This window comes from Arthrobacter sp. 9AX (genome assembly GCF_902506095.1).
GTDB lineage: Bacteria > Actinomycetota > Actinomycetes > Actinomycetales > Micrococcaceae > Arthrobacter.
This window is the reverse complement of record NZ_LR733293.1, coordinates 261,268-279,609: the sequence shown is the minus strand read 5'-3', so window position 1 is coordinate 279,609 and position 18,342 is coordinate 261,268. Positions and strand designations below refer to the sequence as shown.

14 protein-coding genes are annotated in these 18,342 nt (G+C 63.9%); 7 read left to right on the top strand and 7 right to left on the bottom strand.

Annotated features, from left to right (window positions below; all coding sequences use genetic code 11):
* The first annotated feature begins 52 nt into the window (after window positions 1-52).
* Window positions 53-583, top strand: coding sequence for a substrate-binding domain-containing protein (locus BACI348_RS21040; protein ID WP_442858480.1), 531 nt, complete (start codon window positions 53-55; stop codon window positions 581-583).
* Between the two features lie 1,423 nt (window positions 584-2,006).
* Here the strand turns inward: BACI348_RS21040 and BACI348_RS01295 are convergent.
* The 4 genes from BACI348_RS01295 to BACI348_RS01280 are packed head-to-tail and all read right to left on the bottom strand — an operon-like array spanning window position 2,007 to window position 6,009.
* Window positions 2,007-2,984 (bottom strand): PDR/VanB family oxidoreductase, encoded by a 978-nt coding sequence (locus BACI348_RS01295; protein ID WP_159823597.1) that lies wholly within the window; start codon window positions 2,982-2,984, stop codon window positions 2,007-2,009.
* The gene (locus BACI348_RS01290; protein WP_159823596.1) at window positions 2,974-3,501 is read right to left on the bottom strand and encodes a hypothetical protein; all 528 of its coding nucleotides are present in this window, start codon (window positions 3,499-3,501) and stop codon (window positions 2,974-2,976) included. Before BACI348_RS01290 ends, BACI348_RS01295 begins: the two co-directional genes overlap by 11 nt.
* A 29-nt stretch (window positions 3,502-3,530) precedes the next feature.
* Window positions 3,531-4,700 (bottom strand): zinc-dependent alcohol dehydrogenase, encoded by a 1,170-nt coding sequence (locus tag BACI348_RS01285; RefSeq protein ID WP_201298349.1) that lies wholly within the window; start codon window positions 4,698-4,700, stop codon window positions 3,531-3,533.
* Between the two features lie 25 nt (window positions 4,701-4,725).
* Entirely contained in the window at window positions 4,726-6,009 is a 1,284-nt protein-coding gene (locus BACI348_RS01280) for a Rieske 2Fe-2S domain-containing protein (protein ID WP_159823595.1), read from the bottom strand.
* 165 nt (window positions 6,010-6,174) lie between these two features.
* Between BACI348_RS01280 and BACI348_RS01275 the strand changes: the two genes are divergently transcribed.
* The 3 genes from BACI348_RS01275 (at window position 6,175) to BACI348_RS01265 (ending at window position 10,013) form a co-directional block, all read left to right on the top strand.
* Complete coding sequence (locus BACI348_RS01275; RefSeq protein WP_159823594.1) at window positions 6,175-7,770, top strand: IclR family transcriptional regulator domain-containing protein; 1,596 nt, start codon at window positions 6,175-6,177, stop codon at window positions 7,768-7,770.
* A gap of 140 nt (window positions 7,771-7,910) precedes the next feature.
* The gene (locus tag BACI348_RS01270; RefSeq protein WP_201298348.1) at window positions 7,911-9,176 is read left to right on the top strand and encodes an MFS transporter; all 1,266 of its coding nucleotides are present in this window, start codon (window positions 7,911-7,913) and stop codon (window positions 9,174-9,176) included.
* Window positions 9,177-9,446: 270 nt separating this feature from the next.
* Entirely contained in the window at window positions 9,447-10,013 is a 567-nt protein-coding gene (locus BACI348_RS01265; protein WP_159823593.1) for a recombinase family protein, read from the top strand.
* A gap of 158 nt (window positions 10,014-10,171) precedes the next feature.
* Here BACI348_RS01265 and BACI348_RS01260 read toward each other — a convergent pair whose 3' ends face one another.
* Window positions 10,172-10,885: a hypothetical protein gene (locus BACI348_RS01260; RefSeq protein ID WP_201298347.1), complete on the bottom strand. Its 714-nt coding sequence runs from the start codon at window positions 10,883-10,885 to the stop codon at window positions 10,172-10,174.
* 243 nt (window positions 10,886-11,128) lie between these two features.
* Between BACI348_RS01260 and BACI348_RS01255 the strand changes: the two genes are divergently transcribed.
* Together BACI348_RS01255 and BACI348_RS01250 are read left to right on the top strand one after the other, a co-directional pair.
* Window positions 11,129-12,304 (top strand): DUF3500 domain-containing protein, encoded by a 1,176-nt coding sequence (locus tag BACI348_RS01255; protein ID WP_159823592.1) that lies wholly within the window; start codon window positions 11,129-11,131, stop codon window positions 12,302-12,304.
* The gene (locus BACI348_RS01250; protein WP_159823591.1) at window positions 12,304-13,701 is read left to right on the top strand and encodes a HupE/UreJ family protein; all 1,398 of its coding nucleotides are present in this window, start codon (window positions 12,304-12,306) and stop codon (window positions 13,699-13,701) included. Before BACI348_RS01255 ends, BACI348_RS01250 begins: the two co-directional genes overlap by 1 nt.
* Before the next feature lie 188 nt (window positions 13,702-13,889).
* Here BACI348_RS01250 and BACI348_RS01245 read toward each other — a convergent pair whose 3' ends face one another.
* Together BACI348_RS01245 and BACI348_RS01240 are read right to left on the bottom strand one after the other, a co-directional pair.
* A complete protein-coding gene (locus BACI348_RS01245) occupies window positions 13,890-14,282 on the bottom strand; it encodes a hypothetical protein (protein ID WP_201298346.1) in 393 nt (130 codons plus the stop codon).
* A gap of 578 nt (window positions 14,283-14,860) precedes the next feature.
* Window positions 14,861-15,469 carry a TetR/AcrR family transcriptional regulator gene (locus BACI348_RS01240; protein WP_159823590.1) on the bottom strand — a complete coding sequence of 203 codons (609 nt, stop codon included), beginning with the start codon at window positions 15,467-15,469 and terminating at the stop codon, window positions 14,861-14,863.
* Window positions 15,470-15,547: 78 nt separating this feature from the next.
* Here BACI348_RS01240 and BACI348_RS01235 point away from each other — a divergent pair, with 78 nt between their 5' ends.
* Window positions 15,548-18,073, top strand: a complete 2,526-nt coding sequence (locus BACI348_RS01235; protein WP_159823589.1) for an MMPL family transporter — start codon at window positions 15,548-15,550, stop codon at window positions 18,071-18,073.
* The last annotated feature ends 269 nt before the right edge of the window (window positions 18,074-18,342 follow it).

Sequence of the window (18,342 nt, the reverse complement as noted above, 5' to 3'; positions counted from 1 at the left end):
GTTGTAGCACTTGCACCCCGTGGATTCGACTCGACGAAGATCATCATCGACAATGTTGAAGCGTCATACGAACTCGCACGGTACATGCTGTCACTTGGTCATCGAAGAGTTGCCTTATCGGCGAGGTGCCGGGCCTGACTGCAGTAGAACTACGGACGGAGGGCTACCGGAGGGCGATGTTCGAAGCTCTGGCTCTCCCACATGTCGTCGGTGGAACAGGAATGGCCAGGAATCAGGGCGGGCGGCCATAGGGCAGCTCGTCACAGCGGGGCAGCTTCCGGAAGCGATCGTGTGCGCCAACTATGAAATTGCAGTGGGAGTCCTCGCCTACCTGTGGACCTCCGGATACAAGACTCCCGACGATGTCTCTGTCGGCGGCATCGGCGGCACCCGAGGCGGAGCCGTGTTTGGCCTGACAACCGTGACGCTCCCATTAGTTGACCTTGGCAGCCTAGCCGCGAGCTACATAGCAGATACCAGCGCCTCGCCGTTCGTTCCAGCGGCTCCACGGTTCGGACTCAGCGTTGGCCTGACAACCACCAAAGCCAAAGCGGCTCAGGCCCGCCTATTAGAAGTGGAATAGCGGCTCTTCGCGCCAGTAATCAGGCTCAGTGCCCGCCAGGAGAATCGAGGGAACACTACGGTTCTGCTAAAGGGTCCCATGTTCCCGCAACCCACCCCCGGCCCCGCACGACTGCAGCAGCTGCCCTCACCGAAACACTGGCTTGTCACAGGGCTTGTACTCACGGCAGTAGTGATCGGCGGGGCTGAGCGTGCAGTTCGTTCCCGGACTCAATTCAGCAGAGGTGGCAGTGGTCCAGGAATTCAGCCGGCATCATATGCCTGTGCTGATCGGGCTGGCCCTGGCTCTGAACCTGCTGTTCGGGCCTGTGGCGGGAGCGGTCATCGTGCTCGCTATAAGCCTCTACCTACTGCTTTATCGACGTTCCCCACGCAGGCTGTGCTGTTTGCCCTCACCGTGAGCTGGGGATGGGCGGCTTCTCAGCTATTCAAGATTGTCACCTGCCGGATCCGGCCTGACTCGGCCTCCTTGCTCGACTGGCTCGTGCCGGAGCCGGTGTCGAACAGTTTCCCAGCGGGCACGCAGGACTCTTCCCGTATCGTTGCCGGCCTCCGTAGTGAGCTAAACCGGAGTGGACGGTCCCGTCGATCCTGGAGGTGCCCGAGAAGGTCATGTCCCTTGTTGAGCGGTACCGGGCGGGGTGCGGCCGGGGCATTCACCTGATCCCCCACGGCGGCGTCGCTCTGGGGAACCGACCTTGGTGTATCAGCCAATCCTTTTGTCACCTGCTTCAGAGCCTCCTTCCGCTGGTTTGAGACCCCTTGTTGCGAAGTAGGACGTTGCACGCCGCAAGTCACGCGCCCCTGCCGTCTTCAGCTAAGCAGGAACACCCGTCAATCAAGCTTCCGCTGGCATCCTCTCTGAACTTTGCCTTGTGCCTGCCTTAATCTTGATCGGATCTTGAGGAACAGAAGGGACCATAAAGGCTGCACGTGAAGCAGATGCGGCACTTTGGCCTGTGAGGGACTTCTGTAGCAGAACGGAAGCCAGCCTGAGTCCGGGTAGTGTGCCGCCGTTTGCCGCTCCAATGCGGGACGGCGGCACACTATCGGTCCTCCCAGCAGCGGTGTGCAAGGACCCTGCGAAGGGTTGCACCGCGGGTAGTATGCAATCAGAGGTTCCGTCGTTGTCTTAGGGGCCTTACCAGACCCGGCCTGCCATTCGCCGCACCGGTGCCTACGTGGCCCGCGTGTTCGACGCCAACGGCAATACCACCGGCGTGCTCTTCATTGAGGACATTATCGACGGACTCGTCCAACGCATGAGAATCCGGCCTCTGCAAGCAGTGCTGGGCTGCTCCTTACTCCAATTAGGGCACCCCAACCTGACACCGGGCATGGCTTGACGGAATCACCATTATCGGCGTAGTGAATCAGGCAGGGGAGCCGCCAGGGGGCTTTCGGGCGGGGCTGCGGACCGCCTTTTAGGCGTCCAGGACCAACTTGGGGCGTTTGGAGCGGCTGACGCAGATGAACATGGTGTCGTTTTTCGCGCGCTCCTTTTCGGAGAGGATGGTGTCGCGGTGTTCGACTTCGCCTTCGAGAACTTTGGTTTCGCAGGTGCCGCAGAATCCTTCTTCGCAGGAGGACATGAAGGAGGGGTTCACTTCGAGGACGACGTCGAGAATGGACTTTTCCGGGGGCACGGTCAAGGTACAGCCGGATTTCCGCAGTTCAATTTCGAACGCAGTGTCGGCGGCCGGCTCCGGCGTTTGTCCGCCGGAGCCAGCCGGTGTGGCGGCGGCAAACCGTTCCGCGTGGAAGGCCTCTGCCCCCAGAGTTGCGGTGGTGGCGTCCTGGAGGTCGCTCAGGAGTCGTTCCGGTCCACAGGCGTAGACGGCTGTCCCCGGAGGAGCGTTTTTGATTTCGGCGAGCAGGTCGGCGCGGCCGCGCTCGTCCCGCGGGTAGAGCGCCAGGGCGGCTCCCATGATCTCTTCGAGTTCGTCGACGAACGCCATGGTCTGGCGGCTGGAGCCGCAGTACACGAGGCGGGTGCTCTTGCCTGCAGTCATGAGTTCCCGGGCCATGGCCAGGATGGGTGTGATGCCGATTCCTCCGGCCACCAGGAGGTAGTGGGCGGCCCCGTCTTCGATGCTGAAATGGTTCCGGGGGCCGCGCGCTGTCAGGATGGTGCCCAGCCGGGCCCCGGCGTGAAGCTCCTCGGACCCTCCGCGCCCGTCTGTCTCACGCAGAACCGCGAGTCGGTATTTCCGGAGGTTTCCGGGGTCCGAGCACAGGCTGTATTGCCGTACTAGGCCTGAGGGGAGGACGATGTCCACGTGGGCGCCGGGTTGCCATTCGGGCAGGGCGCTTCCGTCGGGTGGGGCCAGTTCGAGGGACATTACGCCTGTGGATTCCTGGCGCAGCCCGGTGACAACGAGGTCAAAGGTGTCAGTGGACATTGCGGGCTCCGGTGGTGGGGTGTTGGAAGAGTTTGCCGGGAACGGCTTCGCTGGTGCCGCCTTTGAGGACTTCGATGAAGTCGCGTGCGAGGTCTGTTTTCCGTACGGTGACGAGCATGTCGAGTTCGCGGCGGAGGACGGTCATTGAGGTCGAGCCGGATTCTGAGTCCCAGCCGCCGACGCCTACCAGGACGCCTGCGAGCAGGGTTCCCTGCTTGCGTCCTGCGGTGGCCATGGCCGCAACGAACCCGTCCGGGATTTCTTCGAGCCGGGATCCGAGGAAGACCATCATGTCCGTGCTGGCCGTGAGGTCGCTGACGGTTTCGGTGGTGGACTGGCCCGCGGCTTCGCCGATGCCGTGCACGAGCACGCCGTCCGGGTGGCTTGCCGGGGCTGCGACGCGGACTTCCCGCAGGCCGGCGTCCGACATGGAGGAGACGAGGGCGGCTCCTGAGGGCCCGAGAGGGACGAGCAGGATGCGTGCCTTGTAATAGGCACGCGAGGTGAGGTGTGTCATGGGTTTTCCTTAGCTTGGGTTGTCGCTGTTCAGAGCGAAGGACGCACGACGACGTGCGGGCTGCTGGGTCCTGACCGGTCCAGGAGGGTGCGGAAGAGTTCGTCGACGCCGTCGAGTCCGACTTCAACGCTGGGCACGTGTTCCAGGCCGGTGGTTCCGGCGGCAAGGAGCTCGATGCTCCTGGTGATGGCCTGGGGTGAACGCCCGCGTACGCCGACGATCCCGGACGCTCCCCGAACCAGAGTTTTCAGGTTCACTTCGGCCACGGGCGTATCGCCGAGTCCGGCCAGGACCAGCCGTCCCAGTTTCCGGAGGTGTTCTGTGGCTTGGAGGGCTGGTCCACCCAGGCCGACGGTATCGACGATGACATCGAATCCGCTGGCTTCGCCGTTACCGCCCAAAGCTGCGGAGGTCGATGCGGCGTCGTCGTTTACCACGATGGAGGCGCCCATGGCCTCGGCAATCTCCAGACGGTCGCGGCTGGTGCGCGAGTTGCGTCCGAGCACCACGATCTCGGCGGCCCCGGCGGCCCGCGCTGCTGCCACGGCGGCGATGCCGTGGTAGCCGGGCCCGATGATGGCGACGCGGGATCCGGTCGTGGCCCCGCCGATGTTGATGACCCAGTCAACCGCGTTGGCGAAGGGCTGGGTCCAGGCCGCGAGGTTCGAATCGAGGTCCCGGGGCAGCTTGTGCAGCACTGTCCGGGCCGACAACTCCATATATTCGGCGTTGCCGCCGTGAAGGCCGGAGCCTTCATGGAGTCCCAGCATTCCTACCCGGCGCTGCCCGCCCCACAGATCAGCGTCGGGGCAGAAACGGTAGACGTCCGGCTGCCGGCAGGCGGCGCAGGACGCCTGGCCGCAGGGGAGGTATTCCTCGAGCGCCACCCTGTCGCCGACCTCGACGTCCCACGACCACTGCATGACGGGGGTGATGGAGACGATTTCGCCGACGACATGGTGGCCCATCACGGTGGGGTGGCCCAGGCCCTGCTGGTACAGATCCAAGTCCGTCCCGCACAGCGCGGAGGATTCCACCTTGAGCCAACCTGCGGCGCTCGTGGCCAGTCCTGGATCAACCACTTGGACCGTGGTGGTCGAATCAGGCAGCGAAACAGCGGCCCTGACCGCGTCGGGAAGGGACCCTGTCAGCATGGCATCCGTGCCCGGCGACATAAGGACGGAACCGTGGTCTTTCATGTGGAACTCCTGGTTGGGTGTGGATCTAGATGGATACGAAGTCGGTTCCGGGGAGTACCTGGATGGCCTGCTGTGCACCCTCATGGAAGGGCACGGCCTTGGGGAGCAGCATGGACGTCGAGCGGACACGCTGGTCCGCGGTGTCGATGCCCGGGAGCGCCTCGTCCTCCATGGAGTCCAGCGCTGCGAGCAGGCGGCGCCGCGCCAGGATGATGGCGGCATCGGAGGTGCCCAACCGCTCCTTGGTGCGGTCCGCGACGTCGCCCATGCTTTCCTGCAGCGAGAAGTCCTGCGCCGCGATGCCCTCAATGCCGGAGAAGGTCTTCTTCTGCTTCTGTGCCTCACGGTCCATCAGGTAGTCATTGTCCTTGTTGGCAAGGGTCCGGTAGGTCCCGGGGATGTACTTGGCGTGGATGCCATCGCCATTGCGCATCTGCTCAAGTTCGTCCTCGCGCAGGTCGCGGGTCGGGTGGTAGTTCCAGGACCAGGCCCAGCACGTGGTGTCATCGATCGGGACCCAGGCATGCCCGCCCATAGGGTTGTGCGTGCCGAAGGGCGGAATGATCGTGTAGAACGGCATGATCCACTGCGTGATGCGCCAGTAGAACTCTTCCTCGTTCGCGTTGCGCCGGGCTCCGATCAGCAGGCCACCGTCACTTTCAGCGACTTCGAACTTCGGACGCGTGTCAGCCTTGATGTACTCGTTGCCGGCCGTTCCGGAGTGCATGGGGTCGTCGTCCAGGTTGAAACGGTGGGCGAAGGAAACGTGGCTGGAGTCGATACCGCCCTCCATCGCCTGAAGATAGTTGGTTTCCTGGAGGCGCTTGGAAATGAAGCGCTGCCCGTCACCCAGCAGGGCCCACTCAAGCTCCGGCAGTTCGGGCATCTTGTCCGAGGGACCCATGTACGCCCAAAGCACGCCGCCCCGTTCAACCAGGGGATAGGACTTCTGCTTGATGCGGCATTTGAACTTGGAGTCCTCGGGCTCGGACGGCATGTCTGTCAAGTTGCCCTCGACGTCGTACTTCCATCCGTGGTAGGCGCACCGGAGCCCGTTTTCCTCGTTGCGCCCGAAGTACAGGGAAGCGGTCCGGTGGGCGCAGAACTCGTCCAGCAGGCCCAGGCGGCCGGAAGTGTCCCGGAAGGCGATGAGCTTCTCGCCCAGAAGCTGGACGCGCACCGGGGGGCAGTCTGCCTCGGGAAGTTCCTCGGCGAGGAGGGCGGGGAACCAGTACCGCCGGAACAGGCGCCCCATGGGTGTTTCCGGGCCGGTCTGGGTCAGTAGAACGTTCTGTTCTGAAGTGAGCATGTGGGGGCCTCCCGTTGTCAGTCGAATTCCGCTTTCTATCCGATGAGCGCGCACATGCGCGCTAAACGGTCAATCGAGTGTTGCATGCGTCTCATTCGCCGGTCAAGCTGCACGGTGCCGCCGCGACCCGCTGGCCGCATAAGCGAATGGTCTAGATTCGAGAGTGTGAATGCATCAATGCCCGCGGCCGCAGAGCTCGCGGCCACAGATCCCGATTACGTCGACTCGCTGGAACGGGGACTGTCGGTCCTGCGGGCATTCAGTGCGCAGGAACAGGCCCTCTCTGTGGCGGACTTGGCCTCATTGGTGGGTATTACACGCACCGCGGCGCGCAGGTTCGCCCTGACATTGGAGTACCTGGGCTACGCGGGCCTGTCCGCGGAGGGCTACAGGCTGGCGCCGGGGGTGCTCGCCATAGGGGATGCCTACCTGCGCAGCAACCCACTCCCGGATGCCGCGTACCCGCACCTGGAAGAACTGGTGCGGGAAGTCGGTGAGACCGCTTCCCTGACGGTGCTCCACAAGCGCCGCGTCTATTACGCTGCCCGTGTGGCGGCGGACAGGATCGTCACCGCCAACATCACTGTCGGAACCAGCGTTGCCGCGCACAGCACCGCCACCGGGCGTGTTCTGCTAGGCGGCCTCGCTCCCGGGGAACTCGAGGAGTATCTTTCCTCGATGAAGCAGGAACCCGGCGTCGATCCGGGCTACGTTAGGGAGCGGATCGAAGAGGCGCGGCAGCGTGGGTGGACCATGGCGGACCAGGAGTTGACGCCGGGAATCCGGTCAGTGGCCGTTCCCTTGCATGACCCCGAAGGCCGGATCCTTGCTGCCCTGAACATCGCCGCCCATGCCACGCGCGTGGACGCCCAAGTACTCGAAAGCGACTTCGTTCCACTGCTCCAGGCCGCCGCGCAACGGACAACTGCAGCCCTCTGGCCGGCCTCCGGGGCATCTCCCCGCAGCGTCCTGGCGCCACCGGCAGCCCCCGGCCGCGCCGAAGTGCGCCCTTCGGATGTCATCCAATCGGTAGAGCGGGGCCTGTGCATCCTCACCGCCTTCGATGAAAGCCACCCGGCCATGAACCTTGCGCAGCTGTCCGAGCGGTGCCGGCTTCCGCGCTCGGCGGCCCGCCGCTTCGTCCTGACCCTGGCCTCCCTTGGCTACCTTGAACAGCAGGGCCGGAGTTACACCCCCACTCCCCTGGTCCTGGAACTGGGATACTCCTTGCTGTCCGGGCTTTCGCTGGCCGACGTGGCCAAATCCCGCCTTGAGGCACTGGCGCGGAGGCTGGGAGCCTCGGTTTCCATCGGCGTCCTGGACGGTTTGGATGTGCGTTACGTGGCCAGGGCCAGTGCACCGAGTCCGCTGATCGTCAATATCCGCCCGGGCACCCGGGTTCCGGCAGAACGCACGGCCATGGGCCAGGTGCTCCTGTCCCTCCTGCCCGCCGATGCACTCAAGGGCGTCAGGCATTCCGCGGGTAGAGACACAGCAACCAGCGGGCTTGAAGACCTCGACGACACGCTTGCGGCCGTTCGGGAGCAGGGTTGGAGCTACGTTGACCAACTACTCGAAGCGGGCATCCGCGCCGTCGCGGTCCCCCTCCGAAACCGGCGGGGTGAGGTGGTGGCCGCCATGAGCGCCTCAGTCCACGAGGCCACTACTCCGGACCGAGACATGACCACAAATTTCCTTCCCGCGCTGAGAGATGTGGCTAACGAATTCGTGACCGATTTGAGGGACGGCCTGAGCATCTAGACTATCCGCTTTACGCGCAACAGATCACCAAGCGGACAAAAATGTTGCCCTACCTCGCTAAGGGTGGTTATATTCATCACACCCTCAATTTTGTTTCGCGATGTCCCGCGGCAACGACGCCCCTTCAGAATGGGATACACATGACTACTCTCGGCACTGCCCGAATCTCCAACGCCACCGTCGATCCATCCAAGAGCCGCTACCGCTGGGTGGTCCTGCTGCTGTGCTGGTTGGCCTTCACCATGACCTCCGTTGACCGCTCCACCTGGGGTCCGGCATCCATCTTCGTCGGCGAAGACCTCGGCGTGCCGCTGGCCAGCCTGGGCCTGTTCGCCACGTTCTACTACATCGGATACGTCGTTTCGAATGCCGGAAGCGGATTCCTTACGGACAGGCTCGGCGGCCGCCTCCTCATTTCCGTGTCCCTGGTAGGTGCCGGAGCCGCCATGATATTTTTCGGTTCCACCACGTCCGCGGGGATTGGCATGGCCGTCCAGGCCCTCATTGGCCTCTTCGCCGGAGCCGAATACGCCGCCGGCATCAAGTTGATCTCAAGCTGGTTCCGGCCCGAGGAGCTCGGCAAGGCCATGGGGATCTACACTTCCGCGACGTCGCTGGGGGTCGTGGTGGCCAACACCGCCGTCCCCTACCTCATCCAGCACTACTCCTGGCACGCCTCGTATCTGCTTTTTGGTGCTATTTCCATCGCCGCCGGCGCAGTTTGCTACACCATCCTGAGGCCCGGCCCGGTGGTATCCAAGGCCACCCAGAGCGCACAAGGCCGGTCGGGCCTCATCGAATTGGCACGCAATAAGAACCTTCTCCTTCTGGCTCTCGCAGGATTCGGCGGCTTCTGGGGAACCTACGGCTTCATCACCTGGTCCAATGCCCTCATGATCAAGGGGCACGGCATAGACCCCGTAGTGGCCGGCGGCATCGTTGCCATCTATGCAACCCTCGGGGTCCTGGGCAAGCCCCTCATTGGCTGGGTAGCCGACAAATTCAACGGCGCCCGCAGGGTTCCGGCCATGGTAGTGCTCGGTTGCTTCTCGGTGATGCTCGTCGTGTTCGGCCTGCTGGACAACGCCGTCGCCTTCTTCATCGCTGCCCCGCTGCTCGGACTCGGCGCCTACTGCTACCTTCCGCTCATCGTGGCCCTCGTTCCCCGGCTCGTCAGCAGCCGTGTCCTCGGCGGAGCCGCCGGAATGACAAATGCCATGTGGCAGGTCGGAAGCGTTCTGGTCCCCCTCGCGGTGGGCGCCGTCTTCGCCGCCACGGACAACTCCTTTATGGCCGCCCTCATTACGCTCGCTGCCGGCCCGTTCCTCGGCATGATCATCATGTACTTCGTCAACGAACGCCCCGACGACGTTGAAATCGCCGTGACAAGTGAGGGCAAAGCCTAGATTCCTTCACATCGGCCCATCCCTAGTCTTCTGGAAAGGGGTGGGCCCCGGCCTTGCCGGACGAAACCCATGGCGATGAGGGACGGTAGGCAGCAGCTACGTTCAGAAACCGGCATGCTGGCGCTGTGGCCGTTCCTGTTCCCAGGAACGAGCCCCAAAAAATGTAAGGCTCGTGTACACCCCAATCTGACAACGCCTGCGGGCAGATCTTGACTTCCTTGTAGGACAAGCCTGGAACTCAACCTCACAGGCAAGGGGTTGGAGGTTACCGTGAGTGGACAGCGGATCGGGTACGTGCGGGTCGGCACCCTTGACCAGAACGAGAAGCGCCAGCTCGAAGGCCAGATTCTTGACCGGGACTTTACGGATAAGGCCTCCGGCAGGGACATTTCCCGGCCACAGCTCTCCGAGCTTCTACGTTTCGCCCGCGATGGGGACACGGTGGTGGTGCACAGCATGGACCGGCTCGCCAGGAACCTTGACGATCTGCGGGCCCTGGTTCAGGGCCTTACCCGCAAGGGTGTGCGCGTGGAGTTCGTCAAAGAGAGCCTGTCCTTCACTGGCGAGGACTCTCCCATGGCCAACCTCATGCTCTCGGTCATGGGCGCGTTCGCCGAGTTCGAACGCTCCCTTATCCGCGAACGGCAGCGCGAAGGCATCGCCCTCGCCAAGCAGCGCGGAGCCTACAAAGGGCGGAAGCGGACACTCTCGCCGGAACGGGCCGCCGAGCTGGTCCAACGCGCCGGCACCGGGGTTCCGAAAGTCACCCTTGCCCATGACTACGGGATCAGTAGGGAGACCGTCTACCAGTACCTGCGCCACGCCAACCTGGAATGAGACCACTCCCCTGCCAGCCAGCTGGTACAGGAACGCATGATGCATTCTGCCGGTAAACCGGCGCATTCGGAATCTGCCAAGACCGTTGCTTCACTTGCAGGACTTAGTCCCCGAGGACGTGGGTTGCCGCGGGGTCGGAGGCTGCGGGTTGTCAGGGGTTATGAAAGGAGTGCTGCGCGGGCGAAGGCTTGCCCTGGCGCCTTGACGGTGTTTGTTTCGGGACCGAAGGGGCGTTCGAAGATGCCGAGGTTCAGCAGGGCTTCTCGGGCGTTGAGGAGAAGTGCTTGGACGGTGTCCGGTTCGAGTTCGGCTCCGGCGGGGTCGCGCCAACCGAGTGCGCCGAGGCCGAAAGCGACGGCTTCAAGGTAGTCGGCCCAGTTGGTTCGTTTCCCTGCGGCGACTTCGAGCAGGAGTAACAACGTCGCGTCGCGCTCGGAGTCGTGGCGGTGCCGGTGAGCGATGGATCTGACGAGGAAGAGCCACAGGCCTCCGGGATCATCGAACAGCCGCTTTGCGGCGTATGTGAGGACGAGCCTGCCTTTGATTTTGCGGATCAGGCCGAGCCGTTGAGCGCTTTCGCGCAGCTGAAGGACGGGCAGGGTCTGGTCCTCACGGTTGACCTTGCCGATCAAGTCCACGGCCCACCCGAGCTCTGTCATCGCCGCCCGGACCACGACCGGCGGCAACCATCCGGCAGCGGTGAGGGATAGACCGTCAGGCCCGATGCGGCGGGTGAGCCAATGATAGGGGGCGGTCATCGCCGAGGCGATGTCTGCTTCGACCGTTGCGGGGCCGTCGAGGCCCGCGGCGTGCAGGTAGGAACGGAATTCGCGTCGCAGTCCTGGAGGCACGCCATATGCAGCCGTTGGCATCCACATCCGGGCCAATGCATCGATTCCCAAACTGAAGGGCCACTTTCGGGTGTCCGCACCGCTCCGGTTCACCGTCCAACGGCCGCTGTAGCATCGGTCCCTGTCAGCCCATTGGGGACGCCGGGGAAGCACAGAACGGTGTCGACGGTTCCCTGGCTCTGAGCCATCCTGTGCATGATGTTCACAGGAGGTTCACAGTTTTCTGAAAGTTGCCGGACAGCGGACGTCCATAATTTGGTTTGCATGACCACTTCAAACGCACCCTCATTGTCCCGCCGCACGCTCTTGGGCAGCCTGCCCGTCATGGGCCTCTTCGCCCTGGCTGCCTGCTCGTCCACTGCTTCTCCGTCCAGTACAGCGACGGCAAGCACAGCGGCGGCGACGGGCGCCGTGGGTGCTACAGCTACCGCCACGGCAGGTACAACGGCGGCGGGAGCGGGTGGAGTGGCCCGGTTGGCACAGGATTTTCAGGCCACGTTGGGCAGCGATCTGCAGGCCCAACTGCAGCAGGAGTACAGCCTGGCCAATGCCAAGCTCTGGTCTAATCTCCCGCAGGGCCTCCTCTCCGGAGGCATGGGCGGCGGCCCCGGTGGCGGCGGAGGCACTGGGCCCCGCATCGGCCTGAACCTGGCGGACCTTAACGACACTCAACTCGCCGCGTTCAACAAGCTCCTCACCGCAGCCACAGGCACCATCAAGGGCCTGGGCTACGACGAAATCCAGCAGCACCTCAACGCCGACGACTACCTCGCCGCCAACGGCGGCGGCAGCGATTACGGCCGCGCCGGCTACTACATCGCGTTCCTGGGCACCCCGGCCGATACCGGCACCTGGGAGTTCCAGTTCGGCGGACACCACCTCGCCGTCGCCAACACCTACACCAACGGCGTCCTAGCCGGCGCCACCCCCTCCTTCCGCGGCATCGAGCCCAACGGCGCATTCGACTACAACGGCAGCACCAACCAGCCCATGGCCGCCAAAGAAGCAGCATTCGCAGCAGCCCTCACCGCCCTCACCGCGGACCAGCAGGCCACAGCGAACCTCAGCAAGACCTACAGCGACCTCCTCCTCGGGCCAGGCCAGGACTGGGCCTTCCCCACCACCAAGGAAGGCCTGCAGGTCTCCACTCTGTCAGCCGACCAAAAGAACCTGGTCCTCGCCGCGATCGCCGGATACGTCAACGACATCGCTGATGACGACGCCGTGGCCATCCTCAAACGTTACGAAAACGAACTCGACGAGACCTACCTTGCCTACTCCGGCACCACGGCACTGACAGAGCGGAATGACTACATCCGCATTGACGGGCCGTCCGTGTGGATTGAGTTTTCCATGCAACGCGGCATCGTGCTCTCCGGCAACCACCCCCACTCGCTCTGGCGCGACCGCACCACCGACTACGGCGGAACCAAAGCCTGATGCCGCCTGCTCCCGCCCTGGCTGTCGCACCCAAGCCGCGTGCCGCCGTCGTACGATCCCTCCTGGCAGCGCTGCTCATCGTGCTGGCAGCCCTGTCCTTCGGGGCCGCTCCGGCCTCGGCGCATGTCCTGCCATCCTCCAGTGTGCAACTGAATGTGCGGGAGGAAGCGATCGATGCCGTGGTGAAGATCCCCGTCGATGACCTGGAGGATGCAAGCGGCATCGACCTGGGCGACGGGAAAGCCGAAGCGGTGATAGCACACGAGCAAGAAATTACAAGCTACCTGCTCGCACACTTCGCCCCATCAAGTGATGCGGGTCAGGCATGGTCTGTCACCGTCGGCGACCTGAGGGTGACCGACGCGGGAAGCATCTCCACGACCGGCATCTACGAGGAACTCGGCACCACTTTCACGCTCACCCCGCCGGCCGGGAGTGACGCCCGGTCGTTCAACCTGGGCTATGACGTGGTGGTGGACCAAGTGGTGACCCATGTGGTCCTGGTCAGCGTCGCCTCGGACTGGCCCGGAGGCGTAGTCAACGGGTCGTACCAGGTGGGAACCATCCGCCTGGACACGGCCTCAGGCGCTGTCCAGTCCCTGCACGTGGACCTGGGCGGCGCCAGCACGGCCAACGGGTTCATCAGCATGGTGAACCTGGGCATCCAACACATCCAGGAAGGCACCGACCACCAACTGTTCCTCCTCACCCTGCTGCTACCGGCACCCCTGCTGGTTGTCCGCCGCGGTTGGGCAGGTCCCGCGCCGGCGAAGAAGGCCGTGCGCCGTATCGCGGGGATCACCTTGGCGTTCACCGCGGGCCACTCACTGACGCTGGCCCTGGGAACACTCGGCGTACCGGTCGCCGCGGCACCCGTCGAGGCGCTCATCGCCTTCAGCATCCTGGTCGCCGCCGTTCACGCCGTACGGCCCCTGTTCGCCGGTAAGGAAGCCATCGTCGCCGGGTTCTTCGGCCTGATACACGGCCTGGCATTCTCCGAAACGCTGCGCGAACTCGACCTCACCGGCACACGCCTAGGGCTGTCGCTGCTCGGCTTCAACCTGGGCGTCGAGATCATGCAGCTCGCCGTGGTCGCGCTCGTCCTGCCGCCACTCATCGTCTTCGCCAAGTTAGGTGCCTACCGAGGGCTACGCGTTGTTGCCGGTTTCCTGGCAGGTGTTGCCGCCGTGGGATGGCTGGTCGCGCGGCTCGGATACCCGAACATCCTCGCCACAGCAGCGGACACCCTTGGAACAGCACCTATACCAGTGCTTGCCGGTTTGTGGATAGTGGTTGGCTTCCTGGTTGTGGTCCGGCGGCGCCAACAGCCTCGCTGCCCTAACAGTGACACGCGTCCAACGATTCAGCCAGTCGCACCCGGCACAATGAACGGCTAAACCAGTCACGGTCCGTATTGAGACGTGCCTACTAATCGGCGCTGTTCAGCGAATTTACCCGTCCCTTAGGTCCTGGCTCAGCTGACGCTCGAAGAGAGCGCGCCGCTCACTGCAGAACGACGCCCCTTTCCCGCTCCTCTGTCTGAGGAAACAGTCACTTCAGGGCTATCTGTGCCGAAGCGATGCTGCTATCCCGAGGCGCTCGGACTCGGAGTCTGCGTGCCCGAACGGTCCGGGCCCCCACGGTTGCCGCCGCGCCCGCGAACTCCCGAACCCTGATCCTCCGTCGCGGTCACCGTGAAATTCTCATCCAGCAACACCGTGGCACGGGTGCCATCGGCCTTGGTGATGTGAGCTTCGTAGGTCGCTCCATCAGCGTCAGTCTCCATCCATTCTATGGTCGCATCAGGCTGGGCGGCTTTCACCGCAGCTTCCACCTTGGCCGCGGTGTCACCTGTCAGGATCTCCTCCGTCTGACCGTTGGCTTGATGTGGGCCGCGGGGACCCTGGCCGGCGCCCGACGCCTGCCCTGAGCCGCTGGAGGGTGATGCCGAACTTGACGGGCTTTTGACCCATTCCATGCCCTCCACCCTTGGAAACCAATCAGATGAGAACAACGCTGGGGTGGGTCCAACTCAAACCGTCACAACCTACCCGGCGAGTCAAAGGTGGGCTCAAATCAAACCGTCACACCGGATCCAACTCAAACTGCCACAACCGCCCCGCGGTGGTTCTGGTCGTTGCGGCTGCTTTCTCTTGGCTTGGCTTAACGGGTCGTCGTCATCCTGCGGCTGCGCCGGCGCCAGAACGGATCCTCTCTGTTGGCCTCCGCTCCCCCAAACACGATCTTGGTCGGCCGCACGAGCCCTGGTGCCGGGTCAGCTCCCATGGCTTAGATAGCGGGCCGGTCAGCCGCGGGGTTTTTTCCGTGTGCAGTCAGGGGCCCTGCTGGGCTGAGCCTGTTCGCTGTCTCGGTGAGCTCCCGGGGGAGGAAGGGTTTGGTCAAATCCCGGATTGCTTGGTCATCTTCGATGACCGGGCAAAGTCCCCGTGAAATCAAAAGTATCCTCCGTTCCCTTGTCCTTGCTGCACAGTGTCGGGTGTTGACCTCAAGCCCGATCGAGGCAGTTGCTCGCATTCGGACGGCCCTGTACGGGCCTCAGTGCTGCCTTGTTTGCGCTTCAATGGTGGAGGGTGAGAGCACCATGTTCACCATGTCAGCGGCGAAGGTCGGTTCTATCGGGGAACGCGCGAGTACCCGAAGGAGAAGGGCTCCGATGAGCGCTTCGGCCACACGGTTCATCGGCACGTCCGGACGTAATTCTCCGGCTTTGATACCCTGCTGGATTCTGGCTTCGATCGTATGACCGCCACCGAAGCGCGCGTCGAAGTGCGCGGCGACATCGGGATCACCGGCCGCTGCGGAGATGAGCGACAGGAGCAATCGGTTATTGTTCTCGGACTGGAAATAGTCGGCGACGCCGGCGTACCAGGAAGCGATGTCATCGACGACATGTCCGGATGTAGGTGGATCGAAGCGGTCATTCGGTAGCAGGTATCCATCCGCGAGGCATTCGGCGATCAGGGCACTTTTTGACGGCCACCAACGGTAGATTGTCTGCTTTCCCACTTTGGCGGCCGAGGCTATGCCTTCCATCGCCAACCGTTCATAGCCGCTGGATACGAAGAGCGACGCGGCGGCACTGAGGATGGCGACTCGCGCTGCTTCGCTGCGCTGGGCACCGGCGCGGTGGTTGGTCAACATCATCACACCAGCCTAATTGGTCATAAGACAAGACGCACCGTATCGTCTAAGCGTCGGTGTTTCCTGAAGCAAGGATTTCTCATGGCCCTGTTCCTTTATCGTCTCGGCTCGTGGGCTGCAGCTCATGCCTGGCGGACCCTCGGAGCGTGGGCTGCCATTCTCGCCCTGGCCGTGGGTTCCTTTCTGTCCTTCGGTGGCCCGCTGGCCTCCAGCTTCGATATTCCCGGCACGGAGGCGGCGAAGGTCACCGACGAGCTCGCCGAGAAGCTGCCGGACCTCAGCGGCGGGTCAGGGGCTGTCGTTCTGCAGACCGCTAACGGTCAGCCCTTCACACAGGCTCAGAAGGACGCCGTTGCAGACCTGGTCACGGACGCGGGGAACCTCGCCGATGTGTCCGCTGTCATCGACCCGTTCGACACGGAGGCGCAGCTCGCCGAGCAGGAGAAGAGACTGACCGACGGCCGTGCGCTGATTGACGCAGGCCGTGCCGAGCTTGACGCCGGGCAGGTGCAACTCGATGCGGGGCTGAAGCAACTCCAGGCAGCGCAAGCCCAGCTGGACATATCCCGAGAGGGCGCGACAGGAGCAGCGGCCCAGGCTCTCGTGACCCAGCAGATCCAGCTCGACACTCAGGCAGCCACGCTCGACGCGCAGCAGAAGACTCTCGATGACGGAAGAGCGAAGCTCGAGGAGCAGAACCGGCAGCTCGAGGACGGTGCCGAGCTCCTTTCGTTCGCCGAGAACATCGGCTCTGTGTCCGACGACGGCACGACGGCCATCATCAATGTCAGCTTCGACGTTCCGCAGCTCAAGCTGAGCAACGAGACACGCGAGGGCGTCATCGATTACGTTGCGCAGCATCCGATCGAGGGTGTGAGCGTTGAGTACGCGAACTCCCTCGCCCAGGCCACACCCAGTATCTTCGGCCCGGGCGAGGTCATCGGCCTGATCATCGCGGCCATCGTCCTGTTCGTCATGCTTGGCACAGTCCTGGCCGCGACACTGCCGCTGGTCAGCGCCATCGTGGGCATCGTAGTCGCTTTGACGGCCTCGCTGGCATTCTCCGGGGCCGTGGAGATGGCTTCGGTGACACCGGTCCTTGGCCTGATGCTGGGCCTCGCGGTCGGCATCGACTACTCGCTGTTCATCCTCAACCGTCACCGCAAGCAACTCATCGCCGGTACGGGCCTGCACGAATCCATCGGACTCGCCAACGGTACCGCCGGCAACGCGGTGGTCTTCGCCGGCTCCACCGTCGTCGTCGCACTGCTGGCCCTGAACATCACCGGGGTGCCGTTCCTCGGCCTGATGGGCACGGTCGGTGCCGTCAGCGTCGCTGTCGCTGTCCTCGTGGCTATCAGCCTCACACCGGCATTGCTCGGACTCGTCAAGTACCGGGTCCTGTCCCGCCGCGAACAGGCCCACCGCGGGGACCCCGCACAGAACCGGGTGGACAAGCAGATCACCCCGATGCGGACCGGCCGCGCCGTGCTCAGCGTTATCGCCGGAGCCGCTATGCTGCTGCTGGTCGCCGCACCAGCCCTGTCGATGCGCCTCGGTCTTCCCGACGGCTCCTCCGAACCGCAGGACTCCACGCAGTACAGGGCTCACCAGATCACGACCGAGAAGTTCGGCGATGGCGTCAACGGCACCCTGCTCGTCACCGCCCACCTCCCAGAGGGAACGACCGACGAGACCATCCTGACAGAACAGCTCAACACCGCCCGCTCAATCGGCCGGCAGGACGACGTCACCGCCGTCGCCCCGATCGCCGTGTCCGAGGACAACACCCTCGCCGCGTTCCAAGTCATTCCCGCTGGCGGCCCTAACGACGCCTCGACCGAGGACCTCGTGCGCAGCCTCCGAGCACTGCCCGCCCCCGACGGATCACATCTGGGCGTAGCAGGTCAGGCAGCGACTAACATCGGCATCTCCGGCAACCTCGCCGACGTGCTCCCGCTTTACGTGGCCGTCGTCGTCGGCCTGTCCTTCCTCATCATGGTCGTCGTGTTCCGGTCCCTGCTCGTGCCGCTGATCGCAACCGCCGGGTTCATCCTTTCCCTCATCGCCACCTACGGGGCCCTCACCGCAGTCTTCCAATGGGGCTGGCTAGGCAACCTCTTCGGCATCCACGACCCCGGACCGATCCTGAGCTTCCTCCCGGTCATCCTCGTGGGAATCCTCTTCGGCCTCGCCATGGACTACCAGCTGTTCCTCACCGCAGGGATGCGCGAAGCCTTCGTCCACGGCTCCGCAGCCCGCCTCGCCGTCGTCCAAGGCTTCCGGGCCGGCCGCTCCGTCGTCACCGCAGCGGCCCTGATCATGGTCTCCGTGTTCAGCGGCTTCATCTTCGCGCACTCCACCATCATCAGAGCCGTCGGCTTCGGGCTCGCGTTCGGCGTCCTCGTCGATGCCTTCATCATCCGCATGCTCGTCGTCCCCGCCCTCATGCACCTGCTCGGACCCAGCGCCTGGTGGATACCGGCGTGGCTCGAACGGATCCTGCCCAACGTTGATGTCGAAGGCGCCGCCCTCGAACGCCAACACCCACCCCACCACGCCACCAGTCAAACCACTAAGCCAGCCGAACAACAGCTTTCCCGATAAAAGGACGACCCAGTCCTGACATCGGCGCACGGCCCGCGGATCCGGCCACCACCCGCGCAACAGCGAAGTGAAGGTGCGACAAAAGGATCCGCCGTGAGGTGCTGCCCTCGCGTTTGCATCAGTTTCTTCAGCTAGCCTCGTTGGCTACGAACGTGTTTGGACCAGGCAGCAGTCCAACGACCGGCAGCAGGCAGACCTATCTGCCGCTGTCGTTCGAGGCGATGACCTCTAGGTTCCCTTCGCCTTAGGTGTGACTTGGGCACACCCAA

Excerpts from the sequence above, each read along its gene's own strand:
- BACI348_RS21040 (WP_442858480.1), top strand. The coding sequence starts at position 53 with ATGTTGAAGCGTCATACGAACTCGCACGGTACATGCTGTCACTTGGTC.
- BACI348_RS01240 (WP_159823590.1), bottom strand. The coding sequence starts at position 15,469 with ATGATGTTGACCAACCACCGCGCCGGTGCCCAGCGCAGCGAAGCAGCG.
- BACI348_RS01250 (WP_159823591.1), top strand. The coding sequence starts at position 12,304 with ATGCCGCCTGCTCCCGCCCTGGCTGTCGCACCCAAGCCGCGTGCCGCC.
- BACI348_RS01295 (WP_159823597.1), bottom strand. The coding sequence starts at position 2,984 with ATGTCCACTGACACCTTTGACCTCGTTGTCACCGGGCTGCGCCAGGAA.
- BACI348_RS01245 (WP_201298346.1), bottom strand. The coding sequence starts at position 14,282 with ATGGAATGGGTCAAAAGCCCGTCAAGTTCGGCATCACCCTCCAGCGGC.
- BACI348_RS01255 (WP_159823592.1), top strand. The coding sequence starts at position 11,129 with ATGACCACTTCAAACGCACCCTCATTGTCCCGCCGCACGCTCTTGGGC.
- BACI348_RS01290 (WP_159823596.1), bottom strand. The coding sequence starts at position 3,501 with ATGACACACCTCACCTCGCGTGCCTATTACAAGGCACGCATCCTGCTC.
- BACI348_RS01285 (WP_201298349.1), bottom strand. The coding sequence starts at position 4,700 with ATGAAAGACCACGGTTCCGTCCTTATGTCGCCGGGCACGGATGCCATG.
- BACI348_RS01280 (WP_159823595.1), bottom strand. The coding sequence starts at position 6,009 with ATGCTCACTTCAGAACAGAACGTTCTACTGACCCAGACCGGCCCGGAA.
- BACI348_RS01235 (WP_159823589.1), top strand. The coding sequence starts at position 15,548 with ATGGCCCTGTTCCTTTATCGTCTCGGCTCGTGGGCTGCAGCTCATGCC.
- BACI348_RS01270 (WP_201298348.1), top strand. The coding sequence starts at position 7,911 with ATGACTACTCTCGGCACTGCCCGAATCTCCAACGCCACCGTCGATCCA.
- BACI348_RS01260 (WP_201298347.1), bottom strand. The coding sequence starts at position 10,885 with ATGCCAACGGCTGCATATGGCGTGCCTCCAGGACTGCGACGCGAATTC.